The organism is Microbispora sp. NPDC046933 (assembly GCF_040644635.1).
GTDB lineage: Bacteria > Actinomycetota > Actinomycetes > Streptosporangiales > Streptosporangiaceae > Microbispora.
In genome coordinates, this window is the sequence record NZ_JBEYWW010000059.1 from 1 (window position 1) to 26,507 (window position 26,507).

At 70.6% G+C, this 26,507-nt stretch carries 25 protein-coding genes and 2 pseudogenes; 15 read left to right on the forward strand and 12 right to left on the reverse strand.

From position 1 onward, the window contains the following. Nucleotides 1–100: 100 nt before the first annotated feature. A pseudogene (locus ABZ857_RS41945) lies at nucleotides 101–375 on the reverse strand (integrase core domain-containing protein); the annotation flags it as partial. Nucleotides 376–465: 90 nt separating this feature from the next. Here ABZ857_RS41945 and ABZ857_RS41950 point away from each other — a divergent pair. Together ABZ857_RS41950 and ABZ857_RS41955 are read left to right on the forward strand one after the other, a co-directional pair. Further along, nucleotides 466–855 carry an IS110 family transposase gene (locus ABZ857_RS41950; protein ID WP_357055808.1) on the forward strand — a complete coding sequence of 130 codons (390 nt, stop codon included), beginning with the start codon at nucleotides 466–468 and terminating at the stop codon, nucleotides 853–855. Nucleotides 856–929: 74 nt separating this feature from the next. Then, nucleotides 930–1,325, forward strand: a complete 396-nt coding sequence (locus ABZ857_RS41955) for a hypothetical protein (protein WP_357055811.1) — start codon at nucleotides 930–932, stop codon at nucleotides 1,323–1,325. Between the two features lie 102 nt (nucleotides 1,326–1,427). Here the strand turns inward: ABZ857_RS41955 and ABZ857_RS41960 are convergent, their stop codons facing one another. Next, the gene (locus ABZ857_RS41960; RefSeq protein ID WP_357055814.1) at nucleotides 1,428–1,814 is read right to left on the reverse strand and encodes a DUF6193 family natural product biosynthesis protein; all 387 of its coding nucleotides are present in this window, start codon (nucleotides 1,812–1,814) and stop codon (nucleotides 1,428–1,430) included. A gap of 237 nt (nucleotides 1,815–2,051) precedes the next feature. Here ABZ857_RS41960 and ABZ857_RS41965 point away from each other — a divergent pair, with 237 nt between their 5' ends. Then, entirely contained in the window at nucleotides 2,052–3,335 is a 1,284-nt protein-coding gene (locus ABZ857_RS41965; RefSeq protein WP_357055817.1) for a PP2C family protein-serine/threonine phosphatase, read from the forward strand. Nucleotides 3,336–3,604: 269 nt separating this feature from the next. On the opposite strand, the gene ABZ857_RS41970 is transcribed toward ABZ857_RS41965, so the two are convergent. Both ABZ857_RS41970 and ABZ857_RS41975 read right to left on the reverse strand, forming a co-directional pair. Beyond that, on the reverse strand, nucleotides 3,605–4,264 hold the full coding sequence (locus ABZ857_RS41970) for a response regulator transcription factor (protein ID WP_357055820.1): 660 nt from the start codon (nucleotides 4,262–4,264) through the stop codon (nucleotides 3,605–3,607). Next, the gene (locus tag ABZ857_RS41975) at nucleotides 4,261–5,484 is read right to left on the reverse strand and encodes a sensor histidine kinase (RefSeq protein ID WP_357055909.1); all 1,224 of its coding nucleotides are present in this window, start codon (nucleotides 5,482–5,484) and stop codon (nucleotides 4,261–4,263) included. Before ABZ857_RS41975 ends, ABZ857_RS41970 begins: the two co-directional genes overlap by 4 nt. A 203-nt stretch (nucleotides 5,485–5,687) precedes the next feature. Between ABZ857_RS41975 and ABZ857_RS41980 the strand changes: the two genes are divergently transcribed. Then, a complete protein-coding gene (locus tag ABZ857_RS41980) occupies nucleotides 5,688–6,314 on the forward strand; it encodes a hypothetical protein (RefSeq protein ID WP_357055822.1) in 627 nt (208 codons plus the stop codon). A 25-nt stretch (nucleotides 6,315–6,339) separates the two neighbouring features. Here ABZ857_RS41980 and ABZ857_RS41985 read toward each other — a convergent pair whose 3' ends face one another. Further along, nucleotides 6,340–7,272: an SDR family oxidoreductase gene (locus ABZ857_RS41985; RefSeq protein ID WP_357055825.1), complete on the reverse strand. Its 933-nt coding sequence runs from the start codon at nucleotides 7,270–7,272 to the stop codon at nucleotides 6,340–6,342. Nucleotides 7,273–7,390: 118 nt separating this feature from the next. On the opposite strand from ABZ857_RS41985, the gene ABZ857_RS41990 reads away from it, so the two are divergent. Beyond that, a complete protein-coding gene (locus ABZ857_RS41990; protein ID WP_357055828.1) occupies nucleotides 7,391–7,981 on the forward strand; it encodes a TetR/AcrR family transcriptional regulator in 591 nt (196 codons plus the stop codon). A 124-nt stretch (nucleotides 7,982–8,105) separates the two neighbouring features. Here ABZ857_RS41990 and ABZ857_RS41995 read toward each other — a convergent pair whose 3' ends face one another. Then, on the reverse strand, nucleotides 8,106–9,287 hold the full coding sequence (locus ABZ857_RS41995) for a serine hydrolase domain-containing protein (RefSeq protein ID WP_357055831.1): 1,182 nt from the start codon (nucleotides 9,285–9,287) through the stop codon (nucleotides 8,106–8,108). Between the two features lie 110 nt (nucleotides 9,288–9,397). Between ABZ857_RS41995 and ABZ857_RS42000 the strand changes: the two are divergent. From ABZ857_RS42000 to ABZ857_RS42020, 5 genes and pseudogenes are all read left to right on the forward strand, one after another. Further along, a pseudogene (locus ABZ857_RS42000) lies at nucleotides 9,398–9,658 on the forward strand (helix-turn-helix transcriptional regulator); the annotation flags it as partial. Between the two features lie 44 nt (nucleotides 9,659–9,702). Then, nucleotides 9,703–10,335: a TetR family transcriptional regulator C-terminal domain-containing protein gene (locus ABZ857_RS42005; RefSeq protein WP_357055834.1), complete on the forward strand. Its 633-nt coding sequence runs from the start codon at nucleotides 9,703–9,705 to the stop codon at nucleotides 10,333–10,335. Next, nucleotides 10,332–11,918 carry an AMP-binding protein gene (locus ABZ857_RS42010; RefSeq protein WP_357055837.1) on the forward strand — a complete coding sequence of 529 codons (1,587 nt, stop codon included), beginning with the start codon at nucleotides 10,332–10,334 and terminating at the stop codon, nucleotides 11,916–11,918. The genes ABZ857_RS42005 and ABZ857_RS42010 overlap by 4 nt, the downstream gene beginning before the upstream one ends. Beyond that, a complete protein-coding gene (locus tag ABZ857_RS42015; RefSeq protein ID WP_357055840.1) occupies nucleotides 11,915–12,703 on the forward strand; it encodes an enoyl-CoA hydratase/isomerase family protein in 789 nt (262 codons plus the stop codon). The genes ABZ857_RS42010 and ABZ857_RS42015 overlap by 4 nt, the downstream gene beginning before the upstream one ends. 177 nt (nucleotides 12,704–12,880) lie before the next feature. After that, nucleotides 12,881–14,227 (forward strand): amino acid permease, encoded by a 1,347-nt coding sequence (locus ABZ857_RS42020; RefSeq protein ID WP_357055843.1) that lies wholly within the window; start codon nucleotides 12,881–12,883, stop codon nucleotides 14,225–14,227. Between the two features lie 51 nt (nucleotides 14,228–14,278). Here the strand turns inward: ABZ857_RS42020 and ABZ857_RS42025 are convergent, their stop codons facing one another. Next, nucleotides 14,279–15,226, reverse strand: coding sequence for a hypothetical protein (locus tag ABZ857_RS42025; RefSeq protein WP_357055846.1), 948 nt, complete (start codon nucleotides 15,224–15,226; stop codon nucleotides 14,279–14,281). Nucleotides 15,227–15,393: 167 nt separating this feature from the next. Between ABZ857_RS42025 and ABZ857_RS42030 the strand changes: the two genes are divergently transcribed. After that, entirely contained in the window at nucleotides 15,394–15,960 is a 567-nt protein-coding gene (locus ABZ857_RS42030) for a hypothetical protein (RefSeq protein WP_357055849.1), read from the forward strand. Between the two features lie 115 nt (nucleotides 15,961–16,075). On the opposite strand, the gene pntB is transcribed toward ABZ857_RS42030, so the two are convergent. Continuing rightward, nucleotides 16,076–17,482 (reverse strand): Re/Si-specific NAD(P)(+) transhydrogenase subunit beta, encoded by a 1,407-nt coding sequence (pntB, locus tag ABZ857_RS42035; protein WP_357055852.1) that lies wholly within the window; start codon nucleotides 17,480–17,482, stop codon nucleotides 16,076–16,078. 2 nt (nucleotides 17,483–17,484) lie between these two features. Continuing rightward, nucleotides 17,485–19,050, reverse strand: coding sequence for a Re/Si-specific NAD(P)(+) transhydrogenase subunit alpha (locus tag ABZ857_RS42040; protein WP_357055855.1), 1,566 nt, complete (start codon nucleotides 19,048–19,050; stop codon nucleotides 17,485–17,487). Nucleotides 19,051–19,617: 567 nt separating this feature from the next. On the opposite strand from ABZ857_RS42040, the gene ABZ857_RS42045 reads away from it, so the two are divergent. Continuing rightward, complete coding sequence (locus ABZ857_RS42045) at nucleotides 19,618–20,847, forward strand: hypothetical protein (RefSeq protein WP_357055858.1); 1,230 nt, start codon at nucleotides 19,618–19,620, stop codon at nucleotides 20,845–20,847. 110 nt (nucleotides 20,848–20,957) lie between these two features. Here ABZ857_RS42045 and ABZ857_RS42050 read toward each other — a convergent pair whose 3' ends face one another. Beyond that, nucleotides 20,958–21,389 carry a cellulose binding domain-containing protein gene (locus ABZ857_RS42050; RefSeq protein WP_357055861.1) on the reverse strand — a complete coding sequence of 144 codons (432 nt, stop codon included), beginning with the start codon at nucleotides 21,387–21,389 and terminating at the stop codon, nucleotides 20,958–20,960. 313 nt (nucleotides 21,390–21,702) lie between these two features. Then, complete coding sequence (locus ABZ857_RS42055) at nucleotides 21,703–22,269, reverse strand: GNAT family N-acetyltransferase (protein WP_357055864.1); 567 nt, start codon at nucleotides 22,267–22,269, stop codon at nucleotides 21,703–21,705. Between the two features lie 95 nt (nucleotides 22,270–22,364). On the opposite strand from ABZ857_RS42055, the gene ABZ857_RS42060 reads away from it, so the two are divergent. Then, entirely contained in the window at nucleotides 22,365–23,093 is a 729-nt protein-coding gene (locus tag ABZ857_RS42060) for a class I SAM-dependent methyltransferase (protein WP_357055867.1), read from the forward strand. A 4-nt stretch (nucleotides 23,094–23,097) separates the two neighbouring features. Here the strand turns inward: ABZ857_RS42060 and ABZ857_RS42065 are convergent, their stop codons facing one another. Then, nucleotides 23,098–23,529 carry a hypothetical protein gene (locus ABZ857_RS42065; RefSeq protein WP_357055870.1) on the reverse strand — a complete coding sequence of 144 codons (432 nt, stop codon included), beginning with the start codon at nucleotides 23,527–23,529 and terminating at the stop codon, nucleotides 23,098–23,100. A gap of 144 nt (nucleotides 23,530–23,673) precedes the next feature. On the opposite strand from ABZ857_RS42065, the gene ABZ857_RS42070 reads away from it, so the two are divergent. Together ABZ857_RS42070 and ABZ857_RS42075 are read left to right on the forward strand one after the other, a co-directional pair. Continuing rightward, the gene (locus ABZ857_RS42070; RefSeq protein WP_357055873.1) at nucleotides 23,674–25,842 is read left to right on the forward strand and encodes a GAF domain-containing sensor histidine kinase; all 2,169 of its coding nucleotides are present in this window, start codon (nucleotides 23,674–23,676) and stop codon (nucleotides 25,840–25,842) included. Beyond that, on the forward strand, nucleotides 25,839–26,477 hold the full coding sequence (locus ABZ857_RS42075) for a response regulator transcription factor (RefSeq protein ID WP_357055876.1): 639 nt from the start codon (nucleotides 25,839–25,841) through the stop codon (nucleotides 26,475–26,477). Before ABZ857_RS42070 ends, ABZ857_RS42075 begins: the two co-directional genes overlap by 4 nt. Nucleotides 26,478–26,507: the final 30 nt, after the last annotated feature.

A 26,507-nucleotide genomic window follows, 5' to 3' on the forward strand; every position in this document is an offset into this window, starting at 1 on the left:
GATGCGCACTCCGGTCGAATACGAGATGCTCTACGCAAACACCCAGCTGGCATGACGGCCAACCAAGCCGACTCCACAGAACCCGAGGCACATCACCGGGTTAGCTGACTGGGGTGAGGATAGCCGGGGCGATTTGTGTTCGGTAGCGGATCTCAAATTCGGCTGGTGGGAGGTCGTTGCAGGCGCTGTGGAGGCGCCGGTTGTTGTACCAGTCGACCCATTCCATGGTGGCGATCTCGACGTCGTCCAGGCTGTGCCAGGGACCGCGCCGGTGAATCAACTCGGTCTTGTACAGCCCGATGGTGCTCTCGGCCAGGGCGTTGTCGTAGCTGTCCCCACGGAGCCGACCGAGCAGACCGCCCCGGCGTCGGCCAGGCACAGATCGCTCTCATCGATTCGCTCAGCACCGAGATCGACGCCATCCACAAAGAGCTCAAGCCGCTGGTCGAATCCCGGGTACCCAGGTTGCTGACGATCGTCGGAGTCAACGTCCTGACCGCCGCCAAACTCCTTGGCGAGATCGGAGACATCACCCGCTTCCGGAACTCCTCAGCATTCGCCCGGCATAACGGCACCGCCCCGATCCCCGTCTGGAGCGGCAACGATGACCGTCACCGTCTTAACCGCGGCGGAAACAGGCAGCTCAACACCACATTGCATCGCATCGCCATCACCCAGGCTCGTTGCCACGAAGGCGCCCGTGCCCTAATCAAACGACGCCAAGAGACCACCAGGGATACCGGGAAGGGCAGCCTTCGCGTCCTGAAACGGCACCTTTCAGACGTGATCTACCGCGCCCTCGTCGACGACCACAACAGACACCGGGACCAGGAAACACCGGCCAGCACGGAGTAGACCCCAGGGGAGGTGTCTTGTCACATATCGCCAGGCTTCCCCTACCAAGTACCGGCTCTCAGTAGCGTGGCGTCGTGAACGAACACGCCTCCGCGGCACGCCAGGTTCAGTGGCCAGAGCAACGTGAAGACGTTCTGAACGCGTTACAAGCCCTCGGCGACCGCGACTATCAAGAGCAACACTGGCGATTAGGACACGGGTGTCCAGACCTCACCGCCGCTGTTCACTGGCTGATCGACGACACTTTCATCGACCAGGCCGGCGCACGAGCACTGATCCCGCAACTCTTCCGGGATGAGCAAGAGGCCGACCGCGTGCAACTAGTGGTTGACGCCCTCCTTCGCGTTCTTGATGACCTTGGACCCACCGCCCCAGACCACGCCTACCTCGACCACCCCGAATGGATCAGCGTCCTGCACGCGGCCAATGCCGCCCTCCAGGTTCTGTCGCCGGACACGGAGAACTCGTAACGGCCTCCCCGAACACACCGCAAGGCAACGATGAGGTATCTCCCCACCAGACCTCTTGCACATAGGAGCGTCAGGCAGGGGAGAAGCGCGCAGGTCTCCACCTCACTGATCGACGGTTGATCGCTCGTACGCGGCGAGTTCTTCAGGGGTGCCGACGAAAGCAGGGCCACAGTTGGACGGAAGACGTTCCACCACCATTGCAACGGCTTGTGCCGGCGTCGCTGCGGGTCCTACTGTCTGGTCACGGCGAGGCCCCAGCACGAGGTAGCCGCCCCCCACAGCGGGTGCGATATACGGGATGTCCCATGTCCATCGCGGACTGGTGCAGCGGCTGAAGTGGAGTTCTCCCATGCCCGTCCAGGGAAACAACTGTCGTAGGTGTGGGTCGGAGTAGGCTGCGTCCAACAGTTCGGGGCGGACGCGTCCGTCAGCACGAACCTCCCGCCAGCCGGCTTCGACGACGTCCATCCTGGATCGGCTGGTGCTCATGATGAGATCATGCACGGTGCCGTGCCACAGAGCAGCTCGGAGACGGGCTGTGGGGAAGCATTGTCGCAGGTCAGCGTATCGCCGGGGGCGATCTTCGCTCCTTGCGAGCGAGGGGTCACCGGCTCGGACCCAGCGCCGCCCACCTGCTGAAACGGTTTCTTGCCGATCTTGTTTTTCGGCCTTGAGTGACAATGCCTCGAAGAGGCTGTCCCCGGCGAGGACCGGTCCCCTCGGAAGATGCGGCACAGCTTCGTGTCGCTGCTGTCGGACTCCGGCGTCCCGATCGAGGGCATCTCCCGCCACACCACCCGGACGAACGCGCTGGGAGTGTCGCCTCGACAGGCGATTCGACGTTCACTGGAAAGGAGCAAAGCCGGGACCTGGGGAGCCTGGGGGATTCACACGATCGGATGTGGGATCGGGGCGCGGATGAACCCGCTCACTACGAGCTGGCCTCGGTACGTCTCCTTCATACCGGCTGCCCTGATCGTCGTCGGCGCCGTCCTCAACGTGCTGTCCCCGCGCTACTACTGGGGCGACTACCTGCTGGGCGCCGCGGTCGTGGTGGCAGGGGCGTTGCTCTCGCTCCGGCACACCTTCGCGATCGCAGCGGCCATCGTCCTGGTCCAGCTGGTGTTGTTGATCAAGGATGGTTACTTCGGTCATATCGAAGGCGCGCTCTCGTTGATCAGCGCGGTGTTCACCGCGCTCGTCGGCCTCGGGGTGAACCGCGTGGTCACCGGCCACAGCCGCCGGCTGGAAGTGGTCCGCTCCGTCGCCGAGGCCGTCCAGCGCGCCGTGCTGCCCGCCCCGCCGGCGCGTATCGGCCCGCTGACCGTCGCCGCGCTCTACAAGACCGCGCAGATCGAGGCGCTGATCGGCGGAGACGCCTACGCCGTGCAGGAAACCCCGTATGGCACCAGGCTGCTGATCGCAGACGTGCGAGGCAAGGGCCTGGGCGCGGTCGGCACGGTGGCCGTGCTGCTGGGCACGTTCCGGGAGGCGGCGGACCAGGCGGCCGACCTCGTGCTGCTGGCCGAACGTATGGAGCGCGCGCTGGTCAGAGAGGCTGTGTCGCGCGAGGAGAGCATCCGTATGGAGGGGTTCGTCACGGCGGTGCTCGGCGAGATCACACCGGACGCGGGCAGTGTGCGGCTGCTGAACTGCGGCCACCCCCCGCCGTACCTCCTTGAGGGTGACACGGTGTCCTCGCTGGATCCCGGCGAGCCGAGTCTTCCCCTGGGCATGAGCGGCCTGGGCGTGCCGCGGGCAGAGCCGGAACGCTGGTCGTTCCCGATCGGGAGCACGCTCCTGCTGGTCACCGATGGAGTGACGGAGGCCCGGAGCCGCTACGGCACTTTCTACGACCCCGTGAGCCGGCTCGCCGGCCGGGGTTCGTTCCGGCAGCCAGAGGAGGTGGTCGAGGTCCTGGTGCGCGATGTCGAGCGCTGGACCGGCGGCCCGCGCGATGACGACATGGCGATTCTGGCGATCACCCGGTACGCCGGCGGGCTACGTTAGCCGGGCTCCCGTTCTCCAGACGCAGGGCGTGCGGCATAGCAGCAGGGCAGGCTCTCTCGCCCGGTGCCGCCCGCCGTCGAGCGTCTACCTGCGGAAATGAACTCTTCAGGTGGGCCGCTTTCGCGTGCGCCGGCCGGTTGCGCCGCCACGCCACTCGGCCGCCGCGGCGGACGTCGCCGGTCGACACGGACAGGATCGGCTGGATGTTCGCGGACACCTCGGGGATCGATCCTCTTCGGCGCGCCGGTGGGTCTGGTGCCCGGCCGCGGTCAGTGGCCGGGGTGGACGAGGCCGCATTCGTAGGCGAAGACCACGGCCTGGACTCGGTCGCGGAGACCCAGCTTGGCGAGGATGCGGGTGACGTGGGTTTTGACCGTTGGCTTGCTGAGGTAAAGTTCCGCGGCGATCTCTGCGTTGGAGCGGCCTCGGGCGATGAGTCTCAGTACCTCGAGTTCGCGCGGGGTCAGCGTCTCGAGCCCGGCTGGGTGGTCAGAGCCCGGCCGTGGGCGGCGGACGTAATCCTCGATCATTCGCCGGGTGATCTCTGGTGCCAGTAGCGCCTCGCCCGCGGCGACCGTGCGGACGGCCCCGGCCAGCTCGCGCGGCGGCGCGCTCTTGAGCAGGAAGCCGCTCGCCCCGGCCCGCAGCGCCTGGTAAACGTACTCATCCTCATCGAATGTCGTGAGTATGAGGATGCGCGCCCGGCAGGGGCCGCCGTTCAGCAGGCGGCGCGTCGCCTCGATGCCGTCCAGGCGCGGCATGCGGATGTCCATGAGGATGACGTCGGGCTGCAACACGGCCCCCCGGTCGATGGCCTCGATGCCGTCGACCGCTTCGCCAACCACCTCGATATCGTCCTGACCCTCCAGAATCGAACGGAAACCGCCGCGTACGAGGGCTTGGTCGTCGACGAGCAGGACCCTGATCATCGCTGGCCCACCTCCAGCGGCAACTGTGCCGTCACGGCAAAGCCACCGCCGGGCGTGCCGGCCGTCTCAAGCGAGCCACCGTAGAGCCCGACCCGTTCGCGCATCCCGATCAGGCCGTGCCCGACGCGGTCGGTGCCGGCTCCGCCCGACCCGCCTGCTCGCCCGGTGTCGCGGATGCTTACCCGTACGGACTGATCGTCGTAGTGCAACGTGACGCACGCGGTGGTCGGCGCGGCGTGTTTCAGCACGTTGGTGAGCGCCTCCTGCACGATCCGGTAGACGGTCAGGTCCACGCCGGGTGGGAGCGGGCGGCACGAACCCTCCACGGTGAGCTCGACCGGCAGGCCGATCGCGGTCATGTGGTCGACCAGTTCGGCCAGGTCGGCCGTGCCCGGCTGTGGCTTGAGCGCCGGCTGGGCCCTTTCCTCCCGCAGCAGGCCGAGCATGCGCCCGAGTTCGCCGACGGCCTGCCGTCCGGTTTCCTGGATCGAGCGCAGCGGTGCTCGCGCCTTCTGCGGGTCGCGGTCGAGCAGGTCCTCGGCGGCGCCCGCTTGGACCACCATGACGCTGACGCAGTGGGCCACGATGTCGTGCAACTCGCGCGCGATGCGGGCGCGCTCGTCGGCCAGCGCGACTCGGATCGCTTCCTCGCGCTCGGCCTCCAGCCGCCGGGCCCGGGCGCGGTCGTCGGAGTGGCTGCGGGCGCGCGCACGCAGCACCCGGCCTGCGACGAAGCACACCGCCAACGGCACCACGACGAAAGGGATGTTGCCGACGGTGCCGGACTCCGGGTTGCGCAGGAACACCACGACCAAGCCGACGCCGACGGCCGCCACGCCGATGAAGGCCCGCGCTGACACGCTGTGCCGGGCCACCGAGTAGGTGGCGACCAGGATGGGCAGGAAGTCGCCCCACAGTGTGACCGTCAGCGGCGTCGCCAGCATCGGCCCGGCGATCGCGACCGCGAGGATCACGGCAGTGGCGAGCGGCGTCACCCGGCGCAACGCCAGGATCGAGGTCGCCACCAGCGTGGAGACGACCACGGCCGGCATCGGGCCGTACGGCGTCGAGTTGTCGAGATGGAACGCAAGGTCGGCCTGGGCGAAGCCGGTGATCGCAAGGGCGAGCAGCGCGTCGGGGAGCAGCCCGGCAGGCCTGTGCCGCAGCCACGCACGCGTCGGCGACTCCACCCGGGCCTGGGCCGGGTTCGTCACGTCCATCACACCCGCAAGTTACCTGCGGGCGCGCTCGCGTGGCGTCATCCGCAGGTCGCATTTCCGGCAGCGTGGGTCGCGACCGGGGTATGAACCGGCGCCGACCCCGGTACGACGACGCCGCGGGTCCGCAGGGCCGACGCTGAGGACGCGCCGCCGACGGACGGCATCGCGCACAGCGCCCGGCGCTGCAGACCATGGAGGGGACCATGACCGTGAACGTGAGAGGCCTCGCCGGATGGGCGCTCATCGTCGGCACGATCGTCGCGGCGGTGGGCTACCTCGCCGCCAACCTGCTCGCGCCGGGCAGCGGCGACGAGGTGTTCCGCTACCAGAACTGGCCACTGTTCGAGGGGATCGCGCTGGTCGGGGACGTCGTCATCGCGCTGGGGCTGCCGGTGATCCTGACCTTCGCCGGGCGTGCGCCGAAGCTTCACGTCGTCGGCTACGTCGGCATATTCGCCGCGCTGGTGATGCTCAATGTCGGCGAGGGCACCACTGAGGCGTTCGTCAAGCCGTATCTGGCCGGCCACGGCGGCATCCCCGCGCAGGAGCCGCCGGGCTTCGCGGTCTTCGAGGGGGTCGCGCTCCTGGCGCTGGTCGTCGGCTCGGTCTGCCTCGGCATCGCTGTGCTGAGGGCGCGGACGCTGCCGTGGTGGATCGGGGTCGCGTTGATCGTCTCGTGCCTCCTGGGCGCCCTCGGGCTGCCCGGGGCCTGGTTCCTGGTGCCCGATGGCGTCTTCTTCGCGGCGCTGTTCGCCATAGGCATCTTCGCCTTGCGGGGGCGGCCGGACCGTATCCGAGAGGCGGCCTTCCCCGCGGCCTCCTCCAGTTGACGCCTGAGCGTGCGCCGATAGGTGATCAGGCGAAGTAGTGGCCCTCCTTCAGGTCGGCGATCAGGCCTGGGCGGGTGGGCTGCCAGCCGAGCAGGTCGCGGGTGATCTGGGCCGATGCGGGGCCGTCGACTCCCCAGAAGCCGCCGAGCCAGCCGACGTAGTCCTGGGCCTGTTCGGGGGTGACGGAGATGGTGGGGATGTCGAGGTGTGCGGCGAAGACCTCGGCGACCTCGCGGATCGGTACGCCTTCGTCGCCGACGGCGTGCAGGACCGATCCGGGTGGTGCGGATTCGAGTGCGAGGCGGAACAGGCGGGCGGCGTCGTCACGGTGGACGGACGGCCAGCGGTTGGCACCGTCGCCGACGTAGGCGGCGGCGCCTTTCGCGCGTGCGAAGCTGATCGCGGTGGACATGAAGCCGTTGTCGCCGTTGCCGTGCGTCGCCGGCGGCAGTCGCACGATCGAAGAGCGGACGCCGTGGTCGGCGAGGGCGAGCGTGTGGTGGGCGTTGGCCATCCGCCCGCCCGCGCCGCTGATCGGGCCCTTGCGGTCCCCGGTGTCGGCCAGCCCGTCGCGTTCGGTGGCGACGGCTCCGGGCGGGAGTCCGAGCACGCCGAGGATGCCGGAGGCGACGACGAAGGGCTTGCCGGTGCCGGTGAGGGCCTCGCCGAAGGTCTCGATCGCCGCGCGGTCGGCGTCGGTGGCTGCGGCGTAGTCGCCGGCGAAGGCGATGTCGTGTTTGAAGGCGAGGTGGATGACGCCGTCGGACGAGGCGGCGGCGTCGCGCAGGGTGTCGAGGTCGTCGATCGAGCCCGGCCGGACCTCGGCTCCGGCGGCTCGCAGGGTTTGGGCCGCGGTGTCGGAGCGGGCGAGGGCGGTGACGGTGTGGCCGGCGGCGGTCAGTTCGGGGACGAGGCCACGACCGATCCAGCCCGACGCTCCGGTGACGAAAACGTGCATGGGAGAACCTCCGGGATGTGGGCGCGCGCCGTGTGTTCGCGGCGGTGCCCTTGAAGTCTGCCCCTATTCTTTGTACGGTCGTGCTAGAAATGTCAAGCCTGATCTCCTGGAGGCAGTGATGGCGGGGCGGCCTGTGGACCATCAGCGGCGGGCCGAGCTGCTGGACGCGGTGGTCGACTACACGGTCGAACACGGCTTCTCCGAGCTGTCGTGGCGGCCCGTCGCCGCCGCGCTCGGGGTTTCCACCACGACGCTGGTGCATCACTTCGGCACCAAGGAGCAGATGCTGGAGACCATCCTCGGACGCTTGCGGGAACGTATGTTCGCGGCCACAAGCGAGGCGGTCGGCGACCAGCCCGACCTGGCGACGGCGGCGCGCGCGGTCTGGACGCGGACCTCCGACCCGCGGCAGTGGGCGGAGTTCAGGCTCTTCTTCGCGGTCTATGGGCGCGCGCTCCAGTCGCCGCAGCAGTTCGCGGACTTCCTGGATCACGTCGTGGCCGACTGGATGGGCGCCCTGCGCGACGCGCAAGGACCGGACGCCGATCCGGCGACGGCTGCGCGCACGGCCACACTCGTGATCGCGACGATTCGCGGGCTGCTGCTTGATTTGCTCGCCACCGGCGACCGGGTCCGGGTGCAGGACGCGGCCGAGAGTTTCCTCGCCACCCTGGACGACAAGGCGGGGCGGCCCTCGCGACCCCACTGACCCGCCCGCCGGGTGCGGCGGGCGCACCAGTGTGACCAGGGCCGGGAACGCCACCCGCTACCAGCGTCAACGGCTCCGGCGCAGGTGAAGGCGCAACAGCATGATCTGAACTCCGTACAGGCCCCTAGTGGTATTGACGCGTGCAGGGGTCGGCGGGCGGCTTGCCCATGCCCAGCAGGAGGGCGTTCTCGATGAACTGGCGTGCCTGCTTGCCCACGTTCTCGGCCTGGGTGATGGTGCCGGTCACCGCGACCCGCTTCTTCGGCACGTAGACCTGGAACGCGCCGAAGAAGCCGTTGTGCCCGTAGGCGGTCTCGCCCGCCACGGTCATCCGGGCGATGCCGAGACCGTACGGCGAGCCGGCCTTGACGCTCTGCGGGGTGGTGCGCAGCATCGTCTGGAGCGTCGCCGGACGCTTGAAGACCTTGCCCTCGAACAGACCGCGCATGAACCGGTTGAGGTCGGCCCCTGTGGAGACCAGGCCGCCCCCGCCGAACGTGTCGAACGTCGGGTTGTAGTCGTAGGTGTCGCGCTCGCCGAGGTAGTTGTGGGCGCGCCGGCCGCGGTGCGCCTCCCACCATTCGAGGTAGGTGCGGTCCATCTTCAGCGGCCTTAGCAGCATCGACCGGTACAACCGGTGCAGCGGCTCGTGGGCGGCCTTCTCGATGACGAGCCCGGCCAGGACGTAGCCCGTGTCGGAGTAGTGGTAGCCCCGGCCGGGCTTGAAGTAGGGCTTGCCCGAACGCAGTGCCCAGTCCACCAGCTCCCGGGGCTTCCAGGTCTTGTCCGGGTGATCGAGCACGTACTGGAACCATTTCTCGTCCCGCACATAGTCGTACAGGCCGGCGGTGTGGTTGAGGAGTTGGCGGACGGTGATCCGGGATCCGTACGGGATGCGCGCGACCAGCTTCCGGTCCAGGTATTCGCCGATGGGAGCGTCCAGGCGCAGGTCGCCGCGTTCGGCGAGTCGGAGCGCGACGGCCGCGGTCATCGTCTTGGTGACGCTGGCCGTCCGGAAGGCGTCGGAGGTGCGTAGGGCGCGCCCGCCCAGCTCGTACACGCCGGCCGCGCCGTCGAAGCTCCGGCCGGGCCCGGTCACGGTGAGGATCGCGCCGGGCACGGGCGGCGCGACGACGCCGTCCAGCAGGCAGCGGAGCTGCGCGTTCGTGGCGTCCCGGCCCTCGGCGGGGACGTGTGCCGGCCGGGCGCCGGCCGGGACGGCGAGGCCGCCGCTGAGCACCACGCCGGCCAGGACGGCGCCGAACACCCGGGACTTCTGGACATGGAGGCTAATTTTTGACCGCATGGCCAGGATCCAATCCAGATGGTATGAGTGAGACAAGAGGTCCGCGCGAATTCTGCGGTTTCCCGCACCAAGGAGGTGCCGTCGTGCCCGACTCCGGCTGGGACGACTCCCTGCTCCCCCGAGAGCGCGAGGTGCTTGCCCTGATGGCCGAGGGCTGGTCCAACGTCGGCATCGCCGACCGGATGTACGTGTCGCTGAGCGCGGTCGAGAAACACGTCACCGCGGTGTTCGCCAAACTCGGGCTGCCCGCGTCGGCGTCCGGCAACCGCCGGGTGCTGGCGGTGCTGCACTACCTCGCGGCGACCGGCCGGACCGGCGGACGGGTCAGTGAACGGCCCGGCGCGGGGTGGGGGAAACCGCACAGTCGCTGACCAGGGCTTGCCGCGCGACGTTTCCCCAGGCTTGAATCCTGGCCATGCGGTCAAAAATCGTTCAGGACGGCCAGAAGAAGAAGGCCTCGTTCATCGAGGAGGCCCGGCGACGGCAGATCGTGGAGGGCGCCATCTCCACCATCGCCAGCGCCGGGCTGCCTCAGGCGTCGCTGGCCCGGATCGCCCAGGACGTCGGCGTCAGCAAGGGCGTGATCTCCTACCATTTCGCCGGTAAGGACGAACTGATCCAGCAGGTCGTCAACGCCCTGTTCGCCGAGACCAACCGGTTCATCAAGGCCCGGGTGGACCGGGCACCGGACGCCCCGCGCCGGCTACGGGCCTTCATCGAGGCCAGCTTCGAGTTCATGGCGGCCAACCGCGCCAACTTCGTCGCCCTGGTGGACATCTGGGGCAGCTTCGGATCGCCGGAGGCCAAGCGCCGTTTCAACGCCGACATGTACGACCCGTGCCGCCACCACCTGGAGGGCATCCTGCGGCGCGGCCAGGAGAGCGGCGACTTCCGCGACTTCTCGCCGGCCACGCTGGCCGCCACCGTCCAGGGCGCGATCGACGGCGTGATGCTCCAGTGGGTCTTTGACGAGGAGGCCATCGACCTGGACGACTGCGCCGCCGAGCTGGTGACGATGTTCGACCTGGCCACCCGGCGGCGGGCGTGACCGCCGCGCCGCCGTTCGGCGGGAGACCGGCCGAGAACATCGCGGGGGGCCTCGGCGGGCTGCTCCGGCACCGGGCCGCCACCGACGGCGACCGGGTGCTGTTCCGCTTCGCCGGCGTCGAGACCACCGTCGCCCAGGTGGAGGACCGGACCAACCGGCTGGCGGACGTGCTGGCCGCGCACGGCGTCCGCCGCGGCGACCGGGTCGCGGTGATGCTGGGCAACGGCGTCGGCTTCCCGGTCGCCTGGCTGGCGATCGCCAAGCTCGGCGCGGTGATCGTCCCGGTGAACCCCGGCTACCGCAGCGCCGACCTGGCCCACGTCGTCAGGGACTCCGGCGCGATGCTGGCCCTGGCCGGCTCGGCCGCAGCGGCCGAGGCGCTGCTGGCGCTGGACTTCGGCGAGGTCGGGCTGCTCGACCCCGCCGACGCGGGGCCCGCGCCCGAACCCGTCCGGGCCGCCGGCGCCTTCGACGCGGGCGCCGAGCTGGCCGCCGCGTCCGGCCTCCGTGACCTGCCCGACGTCGGCTGGGACGACCTGCTCAACCTCCAGTACACCTCGGGCACGACCGGGTTCCCCAAGGGCTGCATGCTCACCCACCGCTACTGGCTCCACCTGGCCGAGCTCGCGGCCGACGTCGCCGCCGTCACACCGGACGACGTGGACCTCACCGCGCAGCCCTTCTACTACATGGACCCGCAGTGGAACACGGTGCTGTGCCTGCTGACCGGCATCCCGCTGGTGATCCTGCCGCGCTTCTCCGCCTCGGGCTTCTGGCCGTCGGTCCGTGAGCACGGCGTCACCTTCTTCTACGTCCTCGGCACGATGCCGCTGCTGCTGCTCAAGCAGCCGCCCGACCCCGAACTGGACCGGGCCCACCGCGTTCGGCTCGTCCTGTGCTCGGGCATCACGCCCGCCCTGCACGCCGCGATCGAGGAGCGTTGGGGTGCGCCCTGGCGGGAGGCGTACGGCAGCACCGAGGCGGGGGTCGTGCTGGCCGTCCGGCCCGAGGACACCGCATGCGTCGGCACCGGTGCGATGGGACGGCCGGTCCCCGGCAAGGAGGCCAAGGTCGTTCGCGAGGACGGATCCGACGCCGCAGACGGTGAGGTCGGCGAGATCGTGGTACGCGGCGAGCCGATGCTGACCGGCTACTGGAACCGGGACGAGCCGCTGCTACGCGACGGCTGGTACCCCATGGGCGACCTCGGCTACCGGGACGCGCGCGGCCACTACCACTTGGTCGGGCGGCTCAAGGAGATGATCCGGCGGGGCAGCGAGAACATCGCCGCCGCCGAGGTGGAGGCGGTCCTGACCGGCCACCCGGCCGTGCGCGCCGCCGCCGTGGTCCCGGTGCCCGACGAGCTGTTCGGCGAGGAGGTCAAGGCGTTCGTGCAGACCGCCGAGCCCGTCGAGCCGCACGAGCTGGTGGCCTACGTCCGCGCGCGGCTGGCCGATTTCAAGACGCCGAGGTTCGTGGAGTTCGTCGAGGCGTTCCCGATGACGCCGTCCGAACGCATCGCCAAGCACCTGCTGCCCGCCGGACGGGGCGGCGCCTACGACGCCCGGGAGGAAATCCGATGAGCACCGATCTGCGGGTGCGCCGCGCCGGCTCGGCCCTGGTGGTCGCCTTCGATCGGCCCGAGGTGCTCAACGCCTTCCGGCAGCGCACCTACGGCGAGTTGGTCGCCGTCCTGGACGAAGCCGCCCGCGACGACACGGTGGGCGCGGTGGTGCTCACCGGCACCGGCCGCGCCTTCTCGGCCGGCACCGATCTGAAGGAGGCGGGTGCGCAGCTGGCCGCAGGGTCCGACGCCGACCTGGTCGAACGGACCGCCGCGCTCCAGGACCTCACCCGCCGCTTCACCGGCCACCCCAAGGTGATCATCTCGGCGGTCAACGGGATCGCGGTCGGTGTCGGCGTGGAGCTGGCCATCGCCAGCGACCTGCGATTGGCCGGCCACTCCGCCTCGTTCGCCTTCAAGGAGGTGCATCGCGGCCTGTTCCCGAGCAACGGGGTGCTGTACTCGCTGCCCCGCCTGGTCGGCCACGGTCGCGCGGTGGATCTGCTGCTGTCGGGCGAGACCGTCGGCGCCGCCGAGGCGTACCGCGCCGGGCTGGTCAGCCGGCTGGTCCCCGACGCCGATCTGCTCGACTCGGCCCTGGAGCTGGCCGAACGCGTCGCCGCCGCCGCCCCCACCCCGGTACGCCTGATCAAGAAGGCCATGCAGCGGGTCTGGGAGCTGGACATGGAAGAGGTGCTCGCCCTGGAGACCGAGGGGCTGCTGGCCTGCCTGCGCAGCCGGGACGTGCTCGAAGGCGTCCGGTCCTTCATCGAGCGGCGCCCCGCCGTCTACCGCGGCAACTGACCGTCCCGCGGCGGGACGCCGACCCGCCCGCCACCCGTCCCACCCCCCCCGCGAAGACCCCGGCCCGCCCACGGGCCGGGGTCCCGACCTCCCCTATCCGAAAACAGCAGGGAGCCGAACGCCATGACCGGGCACGACAGCGGGGGATCGCTCCGCCGCGGACTCAAACGACGGCACATGACCATGATCGGGCTCGGCGGCGTCATCAGCGCCGGCCTGTTCGTCAGCAGCGGCAAGGTGATCGCCGACACGGGCCCGGCGGCGCTGGTCGCCTACGCCCTGGGCGGCCTGATCGTCGTCCTGGTGATGCGGATGCTCGGCGAGATGGCCGCCGCCCGGCCCTCGGCGGGCTCGTTCGCCGACTACGCCCGCGCCGCCCTCGGCCCACGCGCCGGGTTCCTGGTGGGCTGGTGCTACTGGCTGTTCGCGATCGTCGCGGTCGCGTTCGAGGGCGTGGCGGGGGCCAAGCTGCTGCACTCCCTGTCCGGCGGCATCCCGGTGCTGCCGACGGCCGTCGCGCTGCTGGCGGCGCTCACCGCGGCCAACCTGATCTCGGTGCGGCTGTTCGGCGAGACCGAGTTCTGGCTGGCCTCGGCCAAGATTGTGGTGATCGTGGCGTTCCTCGGCGCCGGGACGCTGTACGTCCTGGGCCTGTGGCCGTCCGCCGGCGCCGGCGCCGGCCTCGCCAGGCTGACCGAGCACGGCGGGTTCGTCCCCAAGGGCTGGGGTGCGGTCCTCACCGCCCTCGTCACAGTGCTGTTCTCCTACTTCGGCGCGGAGATCGTCACCATCGCGGCCGCCGAGTCGGCCGAGCCCGCCAAGGAGGTCGCGCGGGCTACCCTGCGGGTGGTCTGGCGAGTCCTGATCTTCTACGTCGGCTCGGTGCTGGTCATCCTGACGGTCGTGCCGTGGAACCGCGTCCCGGCGAACGGCACCGACAGCCCGTTCGCCACCGCCATCGCCGAGCTCGGCGTCCCTGGCGCGGCGACCCTGATGACGTGGGTCATCCTGGTCGCGGTCGTGTCGGTGATGAACGCCGCGCTGTACGCCGCCTCGCGCGTCCTCTGCGCGATGGCCGCCCGCGGCGACGCCCCGGCGGCGGCGGCCCGGGTGCGCGCGTCCGGAGTCCCCGCGCCTGCGCTGCTCGGCGGCGCCGCGCTCGCGCTGGTCCTGATGGCCGCCGCGTTCGCGGTCGGCGACGACGCCTTCGACCTGCTGATCAACACCGCTGGGTTGCTGGTGCTGTTGCTCTACGTCTTCGTGGCGCTCAGCCAGCTGCGGCTGCGCCGCCGCATGGAGACCGAGTCGCCCGAGCTGCTCCGGCTGCGGATGTGGGGCTTCCCCTGGCTGAGCCGCGTCGTGGTGGCGCTGCTGGTCCTGGCGTTCGTCGCTGTCGCCTCGTCCGCCGAGGCGCTCCCCGTCGTCGGCGCGGTCGCCGCGGCCGTCGGCGGCACGCTCCTCGCCTACGAGATCAAGTCACGCCGCAAGGTGGCCACCGATGCCGTGGCGGTGAAGAGGTCGTAACAGAATCAGCGGACGAGGCGGCGCCGACAGGTGATCGCTGGGCGGGGATCGCTAGAACCATTCAGCCCGACGGCGCACGTCGAACGGCACGTACTCGGGAGAGCGGATCACCTTCCCCTTGTAGATCGCCGCGTCGCCGTAGAAGATCGGCCTGCGCATGGTGGTGTACATGCGGTGCACGAACGCGTTGATCCCCGCCCAGTTGGTGAGCAGCCGGTGCCTTCGGGCGCTGGATGCCGAAGTCGAAGGGTGTTCGCGAGCCGCGTGCTTATGTGCTCTTTCCCATGTCCGATCGTGCACCTGGATGAGATGATTTCTCGCAATCAGCTCCATGCAGCGAGGACTCCACGTGTCTGTCAAGGCGATCGCGTTCGTGGCTTTACTCATGATCGGCTCCGGTCTTCTCACCGGTCTGCTTCCTGTCACCTGGCAGGGAAACGACTGCGGCTCGGCATTTGTCCAGGCGGCGGATAACGCACTCCAGTCCGATGCGGACGAGGATGCCGAGGCGGATGCGCCGGCCAACTGCGAGGACCTGCGAAACCTGGTGAGGATTCCAGCGATCGTCCTGATCGCGGCCGGTGCCGCAACGCTGGCGGCCGCGGGTGTCGCGCGGTGGCCCGCCGCCGTGGTCAGGGACTGAACGGCCGCCTCCAGGCGCGGCGGGGTTGGGGCGGGGAAGTCGCGCAGGGGGCCAAACGGGCTGAGCAGCAGGACGGCGAGCGAGAGGAACTGGATGACAGCCATCAGCCCCAGGGTCTCGCGGACTCCGACGGCATCGCCCAGCATGCCGCCGAGCAGCCCGCCGAGGGGGATCGCGCCGTAGTTCAGCGCCGAGGTGGTCGCGATCGGCACGCTCGCGAACACCACCATGGACACGCCGTTGCAGACCGGCATCACCGGCCGTTTCGGCATCCGGTCCACCCATGCGCCGCCGAATTCCAGCTCCGCGTTTCCGCTGGCCCGATCTCCGTGCTGGCACGTATTCACTTCGGTCATCTCGGGGCCTACGTTTTGGGCGTGCGCTTTCCCGTTCTCGCGTACGCCGCCGTGCCTGAGACGTGCGCGCTGACGGGCGCCGGACCCGGACGGGATTCGGGGCTGAGGCGACGGTGATGGCTGTGACGCGCGAAACATCTTTGCCGCAGTGAGAGGGGAAGAGGGATATGGCCGTGAAGGTCGCACGGGTGGTGACCGTCGCCATGATTCTGGCAGCAGGACTTGTCCCGGTGGCGACGCCTGCCAATGCCCTGCCCGCGGGATACTTTCACCTCCAAGGGATCACGAGAGACAAGAAGGGCAGCCTCCGGACCATCGACGTGCAGATGAACGACGGGAGCATCCCCGGTTTCATCCGGTTGAACTGCTGCTCGTACCACAAGGACTCGCAGTACTGGAAGGAGGTGTTCCCCAAAGCGGGAAGGATGGACATCATAAGGTTGCGAAACAAGCTGACGGGGCAATGTCTCGCGGATTCCGCTTCGAAAGCGCCTGGCGGCCTGGCGGTCGCGACTCTCCGGCCATGCGGTGACGAGGTTACCCTGTGGCAGAAAGTCACGGTATTCGGCAAGGGGACGGTATTTCGGCGGACGCAGCAGATGCCCTCTCCGTATTCCGACATCCAGGTGTGCCTGGGCAAGGACGGCAGGAATCCGGAAGTCCTTCTCACCTTGGTCTGCGGCGGTGGTTACACCTCCGAGATGATCTGGCAGGCGAACTTTCCCTGGCGCTGATCTCGTCGTAAGGAACCATCGCCGTCGTAACCGTCCGGATGGACGGGATCGCGCCGGCCCTTGGACCCGTTCCGGCGCGATCCGTCCCGGCATGCCGCGGCGCGCTCGGCGGCGGTCAGAGCGCGGCGACGATCTCCTCGACGCGTTGCCTCGCGTCGCCGAAGAGCATCCTGCTGTTGTGTCGGAAGAACAGGGGGTTCTGCACTCCGGCGTACCCCGTGGCCATCGACCGTTTGAAGACGACGACGTTCTCCGCCTCCCACACGCGCAGGACGGGCATCCCGGCGATGGGGCTGTCCGGGTCGTCGACGGCCGCCGGATTGACGGTGTCGTTGGCGCCGATGACGAGGACGACCGACGTGGTGGCCAGATCGTCGTTGATCTCGTCCATTTCGAGGACGATGTCGTACGGCACCTTGGCCTCGGCGAGCAGGACGTTCATGTGACCGGGCAGGCGGCCGGCGACCGGGTGGATGCCGAAGCGCACCTCGACGCCGCGCTCCCGCAGTTTCCGGGTGAGATCGGCGACCGGATACTGCGCCTGCGCGACCGCCATGCCATACCCCGGGGTGATGACGACGGACTTGGCCTCCTTGAGCAGGTCGGCGGTCTCGGTGGCGGTGATCTCCCTGTGCTCGCCGTAGTCGCGGTCGCCGGCGGGGCCCGCTTCGATGCCGAAACCCCCGGCGATCACGGAGATGAACGAACGATTCATCGCCTGGCACATGACGTACGACAGGTAGGCGCCGGACGAGCCGACGAGGGCGCCGGTGACGATCAGCAGGTTGTTGTCGAGCAGGAACCCGGACGCCGCGGCGGCCCACCCCGAGTAGCTGTTCAGCATCGAGACGACGACGGGCATGTCACCGCCGCCGATGGAGGCGACCAGGTGCCAGCCGAGCAGCAGCGCCACGACCGTCAGCGCGACGAGCAGCCCCAGGTTCGGGGAGATCACGAAGAGCACGGTCAGGACCGCGAACGCCCCGAGCGCGCCCAGGTTCAGGGAGTTCTTGCCCGGCAGCGTCATCGGGCGGGAATCGATCCTGGCCGACAACTTGAGGAACGCGACGACCGACCCGGTGAAGGTGAGCGCCCCGATGAACACGCCGATGGACACCTCGGCGTGGTGGATGCCCAGCAGCGAGCCGGGGACCTCCGCCCGCGCCCCGCCGCCGTTCTCGACTTCGAGGAAGCCGTTCCACCCGACCAGGACGGCGGCGAGGCCGACGAAGCTGTGCAGGACGGCGATGAGTTCCGGCATGGCGGTCATCTCGACGATCCGGGCCCGCCACAGCCCGATGGCGGCGCCGATCGCCATCGCGGCCGCGAGCAGGACCACCGCGAGGACGTCGCCGCCGTCCGCGGCGAGGACGACCGTCGCCGCGAGCGCGATGACCATGCCGGAGATCCCCAGTACGACGCCGGAGCGTGCGGTCTCGTGCTTGGACAGGCCGGCGAGGCTGAGGATGAACAGCAGGGCGGCGACGATGTAGGCGGCCTGCGCGGCCGTGGCGAGGTTCACGGTCAGCTCCTCGTGAACATGCCGAGCATGCGCCGGGTCACGGCGAAGCCGCCGACGATGTTGATGCTCGCCAGCAGGATGGCGACGAACGACAGGACGGCGACGACCGTGTCGCCCTGGCCGATCTGGAGCAGCGCGCCGACGACGATGATCCCGGAGATGGCGTTGGTGATCGACATCAGCGGTGTGTGCAGCGCGTGGTGGACGTTGCCGATGACGTAGTAGCCGATCACGATCGACAGGACGAAGACGGTGACGTGCTCGATCAGCGCGTTCGGCGAGAAGGCGGTCAGCAGGAAAAGGCCGGCGGAGGCGGCGACGGTGACCAGATGGCGTCGCCGTCCGGGCGGGGACGGCGGCCTCGCGCCGGGAGCCGCCGCCGTCTCCAGCACCGGGGCGGGGGTGGCGGCGGGGGTGGCGGGGGCCGCGCTCACCGGCACGGGCGGCGGTGGCCAGGTCTTCTCGCCGTCGCGGACGACGGTCATCGCGCGCTGCACGACGTCGTCGAAGTCCAGCACGAGCCGGCCGTCCTTGCCGGGCGTGAGCAGCTTCATCAGGTTGACGACGTTGGTGCCGTACAGCTGCGAGGCCTGCGCCGGCAGCCGCCCGGCGAGGTCGGTGTAGCCGATGATGGTCACGCCGTTCCCGGTGACGACGGCCTCCCCGGCACGGGTGCCTTCGACGTTCCCGCCCTGCGCGGCGGCCATGTCGACGACGACGCTGCCCGGGCGCATGCGCGCCACGTGCTCGGCCGTGAGCAGCCGGGGGGCGGGACGCCCGGGGATCAGGGCGGTGGTGATGACGATGTCCACGTCGGCGGCCTGCTCGGCGTACATCTCCGCGGCGCGGCGGTCGTAGTCCCGCGAGGTCTCCCGGGCGTACCCGTCCGTGCTCGCCTCCTGGGCGACCCCGACGTCGAGGAACTCCGCGCCGAGCGAGCGCACCTGCTCGGCGACCTCGGGACGGGGGTCGGTCGCCCGGACGACCGCGCCCAGGCTGGTCGCCGTGGCGATGGCCGCCAGCCCGGCCACGCCCGCGCCCGCCACCAGGACCTTGGCCGGGGGGACCTTCCCCGCCGCGGTCACCTGGCCGGTGAAGAGCCGCCCGAACGCGTGCGCCGCCTCGATGACGGCCCGATAGCCGGCGATGTTCGCCATCGAGCTCAGCACGTCGAGCGCCTGCGCACGGGAGACGCGCGGCACGGCGTCCATCGCCAGCACGGTGATCGGCCGCTGCGCGAGCGCGTCCACCAGGCCGGCGTTCGCCGCCGGGCCGATCAGGGAGATGAGCGTGGCCCCGTCATCCAATGCCGCGATCTCGTCCGGGGCCGGCGCGTTCACCTTGAGTACGACGTCGGCGGCCCACGTCTCCTCGCGACCGGCGATCCGTGCCCCGGCCCCGGCGTACGCGTCGTCGGTGAAGCCCGACCGTCTGCCCGCGCCCGATTCGACGATCACCTCGTAGCCGAGCGAGACCAACTGCGGGACGGTGGCCGGGGTGGCCGCCACGCGTGTCTCGCCCGGCGCCGATTCGGCGACCACGCCCAGACGTTGCGCTGATTGACTCATCACGATCCTTTCTGTCGGCGGGTCGTCGGGTTGGCCGACCCTGCGGTCGCCGCCGTCCTCCGCTCACTCGTGGGTCGCGGTGGTGCGGAACGGCGCATGCCACGCGCCGCCGTACGGGCGGCGGTGAAAGGGATGGATGCGATTTGATGCGAATAACGGGGAAATTGTCCCGACTTCTGCGCGCACGGATCAAGGTGTGCCGGCCGGCGGTTCCCCGTGCGGCATGGCCCGGCGCCGACCGGCCTCCCACCGGACACGGAGACCTCCCGGCTCTCCCGGTTCTCCGGGCACTGCAACTTTCATCCGAGGCGTCGGCCGTCCCGGCTCGTGACGGCACGAACCCGAGGTCATCGGCGGCTCACGCGCGCGGCGCCGGAGGCGCCCTGGCGCGGGACTTCGGGCCCTTGACATCATTGTCTCGATCATGGGGCGCGGCCTCCGCTCGCCGTGTACGGCCCCACCGAGCAGGCGGCGGTCAGGGGGGACCGGTCCCACCGGCAAGCGGAAGGACGTACGGCCACGGCGTACCGTGCGGCGAGGGCCGGCAGGTGCGAGGGGAGGCGGCACGTGACGGTTTTCGTCGAGGAAGCCGAGCGCGACCCGGGGCGCGGGGAGCCCGCGGGGCCGGACCGGGAGGCTCCCGGACGCGGGGACGCGAGCCCTCCGTCCGGCGAGGTCGCCGCCGAACCGCTGCGGCGCAGCGCCACCGTCCGGGACGCGCTGCTGCTGTGGGTGGGCACCAGGGCCGGCATGCTTCTCGTGGCGGTCTACGGAATCCTGATCGTCTCCGGTCAGAACCGGGCCCCGCTGCTGGAGCGCTGGAAGTTCTGGGACGTCGACCTGTTCCGGAAGATCGCCGAGTTCGGCTACGACGGCGACCCGAAGCTGGAGCCCGATCCCGGGCTGCCGGCCTTCTTCCCCGGCCTGCCGATGGCGCTGCGGCTGGTCCATCTGGTGGTCGACGACTGGACCCTGGCCGGGCTGATCATCTCGTTCGTGGCCGGTGCGGTGGCCGTGGTGGCGCTGGCCCGGCTCGCCGATCTGGAGGGGCCCGCCGGAGCGGGGCGCTGGGCCGTCCTCGCGCTGCTGCTGTGCCCACCCGCCGTCTTCCTGTTCGCCGGCTACTCGGAGGCGCTCTTCCTCGCCTTCGCGCTGCCCGCCTGGCTGGCGGCCCGCCGCCGTGCCTGGCCGCTGGCCTGTGCCCTGGCCGCCGGGGCGTCCTGCGTGCGGATCACCGGCCTGTTCCTGGCCCTCGCACTGATCGTCGAGTTCGTCGTGAGCCGGATCCGCACGGACGGCTGGGCGGGCTGGTGGCGGGGTGCCTGGCTGGCGCTGCCGTTCGCGCCGATCCTCACGTACGCCGCCTACCAGCACTCCCGTACGGGGGACTGGCTGGCCTGGAACAACGCCCAGCAGACCGGCTGGGGCCGGAAACCGGTCTGGCCGTGGGAGGCGTTCCGCGCCACGTGGGACTCGACCGGCGGCGACGGCGGGTTCGCCCCGATGTTCCGTCTCGAGATCGCGGCGGCGATCGTCGGGGCGCTGCTGCTCGTCTGGCTGCTCGTCGCCCGCCGATGGGCCGAGTTCGTCTACGTCGGGCTGCAACTGGGCGCGCTGGTCACCTCCACGTTCTACATGTCGATCCCCCGGTCGGCGCTGCTGTGGTGGCCGCTGTGGGTGCTCGTCGGCCGGGCGGGCGCGCGCCGCCGATGGGTGATCATCCTCTACGCCACGGTCATCGGGCCGCTCATGGTGCCGATGATGATGTCCTTCCTCAACAGCTCCTGGACCGGCTGAACCGCGCCGTGCGCGGAGCCGCCGCCCCGGATTCGGTCCGGAGCGGCGGCTCCCCGGCGCCGTTCCGCACCAGGTTCGGCCCGGCCGCCTTGATCAACGGGTTGGTCGCATCAGGAGGGGAGACTCTCGTAGCTCACCGCGCAGGGGACGCCGTTGAACGTGAAGCCGGTGGGGTGGTCGTCCACGCCGTTGGCGTTGAAGCCGATCGTGAAGCTCGTGCCGGGATCGATGCTCTTGTACCAACTGCTGGCCGCCTGAACACTCGGCGGGGTCACGGAGTAGGTCGCGTTCCAGGCGGTGGTGATGGTCTGGCTTCCGGGAAAGACGAACTGCAGGATCCAGGGGCTGAAAACGCGGGTTCCGGTGTTGCTGATCGTTACTTGGGCCGTGAAACCGCCGGGCCACGCGTGGGTGGCGTAGGTCACCGCGCAGTCGTAGCCGGTGGGCACCCCCGCGGGCGCCGCCTGGGCGGGGCCGGTGAGCAGGGCGGCCAGGAGAAGCCCGGCCGAGCCGATCCCCGATGAACGCCGAAGGAAACGCATCGCTCTCCCATCCGAACGCCAGTTATGAAACCGGTTTCCAGGTGATCGTCCGTCGCGTCTCGGGCACTGTCAAACATTTCCTCGTCTCGCCGTTCGCGGCCTTCGTCATGGGGGGAGCATGGCTCGCCGTAATCTCCTCCGGCGACCGTGCGGCATTCGACGAGCCGGCGGTTCCGGTCTTTTCCGGTTTTCGTCCCACAGGTTTTACGGGCATCCGCGCGTGCGTCGAAGTGCTCCTCGTCCTGGCCGGTTGCGCCCCCGGCTCGCCGGAGCCCCGTGACCACCGCCACCTCCTCGTCGCGACCGCGCGTGCCTACGACGACTGTCGCCGCCGCCAATCGGGCTTGGTGAGTTCGTACTCGACTTCGCCGTGTTCGGAGCCCTCGATCGCTTCGGGCCAGTCCTCTGTGAAGGCGCGTACGAACGACAGTCCGGCCTTTTCCATCACCCGCCGTGAGCGCGTGTTGACGGCCATGGTGGTCGCGGTCACGCGCTCCACGCCGAGGTCCGCGAATCCCTTGTGGATCAGGGCGCGCGATCCTTCTGTGGCATAACCGTCGCCCCAGGCGGTCCTGTTCAGCCGGTAGCCGAGCTCGACCACGGCGGGGCTGTCGTCGGCCAGAGGACGGAACTCGAACCAGCCCAGGAAGGCGCCCGTGGCCTTCTCCTCGGCCGCCCAGTAGCCGCGGGTGCCGAAGCACGGGTGGTCGCGCAGGAGTCGTGGCAGGGTCTGCGCGAGGATCGTCTCGCGGCTCACCGGTCTGCCGCCGTTGATGAAGCGCATGACCTCGGGATCGTTGTCGAGCGCGACCAGGTGCTCGACGTCGGCCCCGGTGAACGCGCGGAGCACCAGCCGGTCGGTCCGCAGGAAAACGTGCACAGCTGAATCCTCACCACGGGCAGTGGCGGCCGCCACCAGATATCGCACGATAAATGCAGATGCAGGCGCTTCGTCCATCTTGGCAGGATGGCGAGGTGGATCGACAACTGCTCAGCGCCATCGCCCATCGTGATCATCCGATCGCCGCGCCCGTCTCGGCCGCCAACCTCGATCGGCTGCTGCGCCGCGCCGCGCTGCCGGAGGGAGCACGCGTCCTCGACCTGGGCTGCGGCGAGGGCGAGTGGTCGCTCCGGGCGCTCGAACTCGTTCCGTCCGCACACGCCGACGGTGTGGACATCTCACCGCACGCCGTGGCGTCCGCGGAGCGGGCGGCCGCCGGCCGGGGCCTGGCCGACCGGCTGACGCTGCACACGATGCCCGCCGACGCCTTCACGCCCGCCCAGCCGTACGATCTGGCGCTCTGCGTGGGCTCGACGCACGCCTTCGGCGGGCTGACGGAGACGATGGAGGCCCTCGCCCGGTTCGTACGGCCCGGCGGCCTGGCGCTCGTGGGGGAGGGGTACTGGGAACGCCCACCCGCTCCCGAGGTCGTCGAGGCCATCGGCGAGTATCCGGATCTCGCCGGCACGGTCGAGGCCGCCGAGTCGAAGGGGTGGCTGACCGTCTACGCCCACGTGAGCGACCAGGCGGAATGGGACGAGTACGAGTGGTCGTGGACCGGCACGCTGGCGCGCTGGGCCGCGGACAATCCCGGCCCGGACGGTGAGCAGGCCCTCGCCGTGATGAGGGAGCACCGCGACATGTGGCTCAACGGCTACCGGGGCGCCCTCGGTTTCGTCACCCTGCTCCTCCGGCGCGGGTGACCCGTCAACGGCGCAGCAGCCGTACCAGGCGAACTCCGGCCAGGACCCCGACTCCGAGGTGGGCCGTGACGAGGGCGATCTGGAAGGCCCGCTGACCCGCCGTGAGGTCGGCGGCGTAGCCGCCGTCGTAGAAGCCGGACACGAAGGCGAGCACTCCGGCGACGGCCAGGAGGGCCGAGGCCGGGACGGCGACGACGCGACGGCGCCGGGTCGCGCCGACGACCAGCAGGACCTGCGCGACCATCATCGGAATCGGCGCCGACAGACGCGCCTCGGGGCCCAGCGCGTCGAGCAGGGTCGGGCTCAGGCCGGCGGACAGGGAGATGAACGCGCCGGCGACGTCCATGGCGAGCAGCAGGCCGACGCCGGCGACGAGCGTCGACGGGCGCGGGCGAGCGGCCGGTGTGGTGGCCGGAGCGGTGGCGGGTGTGGACATGTCCTCTCCTCGGAGAACGCGACGGGTGGTTACGGGTTTGAGAGTCCGGCGGGGGACGTCCGGCCGGCATGAGCCGACAGTCCCCCGCAGGACGGGACATCTCGTCCCGTGACGACGGGACACGCGGGTGGCAACATCCCCCTCATGACGGACAGATCGGCCCGGCGCGCCGCCGTGGCGGCGGGCGCGCTCCTCGTCCTGGTCCTCGGGGCGCTGGTCGTCGAGCCCAGGCTGCGGCAGTTGGGCGTGACGGGGATCGTGGAACGGTTCGACGCCTTCCGCGCGGTCGCGGCGCTGTCGTTCGGCGTGCCCGGCCTGTTCGTGGTGGCGCAGCGGCCGGGGAGCCGGGTCGGCTGGGTGATGGTGGCCGTCGGCATGGCCCAGGCGCTCGGGCTCGCCCTCGGCGCGTACGGCCTGCTCGGCATCAACGACGGCATCAACGACGGCATCAACGACGGCATCAACGACGGCATCAGCGACGGCATCAACGAGGGTGCGGTCACCGGTGGCGCCGGCCTGCCGGGGGACGACTGGGCGATGTGGGTGTCCAACTGGGTGTGGATCCCCGCCTACCTCCTGGTCCCGACGTTCTTCTTGCTGATCTTCCCGGACGGCCGGCTCCCCTCGCGCCGATGGCGGCCCGCGGCGGCCGCGGCGTACGCCGGCATCGGGGTGCACACGCTCGACTGGATGCTCCGCCCGGTGACCTACGAGCAGGTCCCCGGGCTCTTCCCCAAGGGATACGCCGGTGTGCTGGCCGGACTCACCGGGGTTCCCGACGCGGTCAGGACCGCGGGCACGGTGTGCACGGTCGGCGCGGTGCTCGCCGCGGTCGCCTCGCTCGTCAGCCGATACCGGTCGGCGGGCGAGGAGGTGCGGCGGCGCCTCCAATGGGTGCTGGCCGCGGCGCTGCTGACGGTGAGCCTGCTCGGCGTCGCCCTGTTCGTGCCGTGGGGGCCGGTCATCGTGGCGCTCGCCGCCGTTCCGCTGCCGGTGGCGGTGTCGGTGGCGGTCGTCGCGCACCGCCTGTGGGACCTCGATCTCCTGCTGTCGCGCGCGCTCGCGTTCGGCGCCGTCAGCGTCGCGCTGCTGGCGGCGTACGCCCTGGTCGCGGCCACGCTCGGGAACGCGATCGGCTCCGGGGCCTCCGCGCTGATCGTGGCGCTCGCGGTGCATCCTGTCTACCTGCGGGTGTCCGCCGCCGCGAACCGCCTCGTCTACGGCGATCGCGACGACCCGGCGCGTGCGCTGCGGCGGCTCGGCGTGCGGCTCTCGGACGCGGGTGCGCCCGGCGACCTCCTGGAGCGGATGGCGGCGGAGGTCGGGCGGGTCCTGCGCATCCACTACGTGGCCGTCGAGGAATCGGGCGCGGTCGTGGCCTCCTGGGGCCGCCCGAGCGGCCCGGAGGGCTCAACCGGCCCGGGCGGCTCAAGCAGCTCTGGCGGCTCGGGCGGCTCGGGCGGCTCTGGCGGCTCGGGCGGCTCGGGCGGCTCTGGCGGCTCAAGCGGGGAAGGCGAGGTGAGCGAGCGTGTTCCGCTCCTCTACCAGGGCGAGCGGGTCGGCACGCTGATGCTGGGGGAGCGTTTGCGCCCCAGGGACCGCTCGCTGCTGGCGCAGCTCGCGCCGCACGTCGCGGTGGCCGTACGGGCCCACCGCCTCGGCGCGGATCTCGAGCGATCGCACGGGCGGCTGCTGGCGGCCCGGCAGGAGGAGCGTGACCGGCTGCTCTACGAACTCCACGACGGGCTCGGCCCCACGCTGGCCGCCCTCGCGCTGCAGGTGGACCGCGGCCGGCGCATGGTCGACGCCGACCCCGAGGGCGCGAAACAGGTGATGGGGGAGCTGTCCGGCCGCATCCGCGGCACGGTCGAGAACGTCCGCGCGATCGTCAACGACCTGCGCCCGCCGCCCCTGGACACTCTGGGGCTCGCCGGCGCGCTGGCCGAGCTCGGCAGGGGCTTCGCGGGTGATCTCGCGGTCGAGGTGGAGGCCCCGCCCGACCTGCCCGCCCTTCCACCGCCGGTCGAGCTGGCCGCCTACCGGATCGCGGCCGAGGCCATGACGAACGCCGTGCGGCACGCCATGGCGTCCCGGTGCACGGTCAGCCTGCGGACGAGCGACGCACGGGCGCCGGGAGTCCTGGAGCTGCGGGTCGACGACGACGGCGTCGGGGTGGGATCCCCCGCCCGCCACGGGTTCGGCCTCGCCTCCATGCGGCGCCGGTCCGAGGAGCTCGACGGCACCTTCGAACTGCTCGACCCGGCCGGATCGGGCACGCACCTGGTCGTACGGCTCCCGCTGGCGGTCCGGTGATCCGCGTCATGGTGGTGGAGGACCACCCGGTGTTCGCCGAAGGGCTGGTCGCGCTCTTCCGCGATCTGCCCGAGGTGGAGGTCGCGGGCGTGGCGAGCACCGGCGAGGCGGCCGTCGAGTTGGTGGACCGGGTCGCTCCCGACGTCGTCCTGATGGATCTGCACCTGCCGGGCATCAGCGGGATCGAGGCGACGTCCCGCATCACGGCCCGGCATCCCGGCGTGGCCGTGCTGGCCCTGACCATGCTGTCCGACGACGCGTCGATCCTCGCCGCCGTACGGGCCGGCGCCCGCGGCTACCTCCTCAAGGAGGCGACGCCTGCGGACATCGTGCGCTCGCTGGAGGCGGTGGCCTCGGGGCAGGTCGTGTTCGGCGCCGCGACCGGAAACCGGGTGCTGGCCGCTCTCACCGCGCCGGCCGTACGGCCCCGGCCCGTGCCCGGGCTGACGGAACGCGAGATGGAGGTGCTCGACCTCGTCGCCGCCGGTCTCACCAACCACGCCATCGCCCGGCGCCTGTATCTGAGCGAGAAGACCGTGCGCAACCACGTGTCGAACATCTTCGCCAAGCTCGGCGTCTCCGATCGCGCCGCGGCGGTGGCTCGCGCCAGGGACGCCGGCCTCGGCGGCGGGTAGGAGATTTGCCCCGATTGTCGGTGCGTACAG

Excerpts from the sequence above, each read along its gene's own strand:
- ABZ857_RS41960 (WP_357055814.1), bottom strand. The coding sequence starts at position 1,814 with ATGAGCACCAGCCGATCCAGGATGGACGTCGTCGAAGCCGGCTGGCGG.
- ABZ857_RS41965 (WP_357055817.1), top strand. The coding sequence starts at position 2,052 with ATGCGGCACAGCTTCGTGTCGCTGCTGTCGGACTCCGGCGTCCCGATC.
- ABZ857_RS41970 (WP_357055820.1), bottom strand. The coding sequence starts at position 4,264 with ATGATCAGGGTCCTGCTCGTCGACGACCAAGCCCTCGTACGCGGCGGT.
- ABZ857_RS41975 (WP_357055909.1), bottom strand. The coding sequence starts at position 5,484 with ATGGACGTGACGAACCCGGCCCAGGCCCGGGTGGAGTCGCCGACGCGT.
- ABZ857_RS41980 (WP_357055822.1), top strand. The coding sequence starts at position 5,688 with ATGACCGTGAACGTGAGAGGCCTCGCCGGATGGGCGCTCATCGTCGGC.
- ABZ857_RS41985 (WP_357055825.1), bottom strand. The coding sequence starts at position 7,272 with ATGCACGTTTTCGTCACCGGAGCGTCGGGCTGGATCGGTCGTGGCCTC.
- ABZ857_RS41990 (WP_357055828.1), top strand. The coding sequence starts at position 7,391 with ATGGCGGGGCGGCCTGTGGACCATCAGCGGCGGGCCGAGCTGCTGGAC.
- ABZ857_RS41995 (WP_357055831.1), bottom strand. The coding sequence starts at position 9,287 with ATGCGGTCAAAAATTAGCCTCCATGTCCAGAAGTCCCGGGTGTTCGGC.
- ABZ857_RS42005 (WP_357055834.1), top strand. The coding sequence starts at position 9,703 with ATGCGGTCAAAAATCGTTCAGGACGGCCAGAAGAAGAAGGCCTCGTTC.
- ABZ857_RS42015 (WP_357055840.1), top strand. The coding sequence starts at position 11,915 with ATGAGCACCGATCTGCGGGTGCGCCGCGCCGGCTCGGCCCTGGTGGTC.
- ABZ857_RS42020 (WP_357055843.1), top strand. The coding sequence starts at position 12,881 with ATGACCATGATCGGGCTCGGCGGCGTCATCAGCGCCGGCCTGTTCGTC.
- ABZ857_RS42025 (WP_357055846.1), bottom strand. The coding sequence starts at position 15,226 with ATGACCGAAGTGAATACGTGCCAGCACGGAGATCGGGCCAGCGGAAAC.
- ABZ857_RS42030 (WP_357055849.1), top strand. The coding sequence starts at position 15,394 with ATGGCCGTGAAGGTCGCACGGGTGGTGACCGTCGCCATGATTCTGGCA.
- ABZ857_RS42040 (WP_357055855.1), bottom strand. The coding sequence starts at position 19,050 with ATGAGTCAATCAGCGCAACGTCTGGGCGTGGTCGCCGAATCGGCGCCG.
- ABZ857_RS42050 (WP_357055861.1), bottom strand. The coding sequence starts at position 21,389 with ATGCGTTTCCTTCGGCGTTCATCGGGGATCGGCTCGGCCGGGCTTCTC.
- ABZ857_RS42065 (WP_357055870.1), bottom strand. The coding sequence starts at position 23,529 with ATGTCCACACCCGCCACCGCTCCGGCCACCACACCGGCCGCTCGCCCG.
- ABZ857_RS42070 (WP_357055873.1), top strand. The coding sequence starts at position 23,674 with ATGACGGACAGATCGGCCCGGCGCGCCGCCGTGGCGGCGGGCGCGCTC.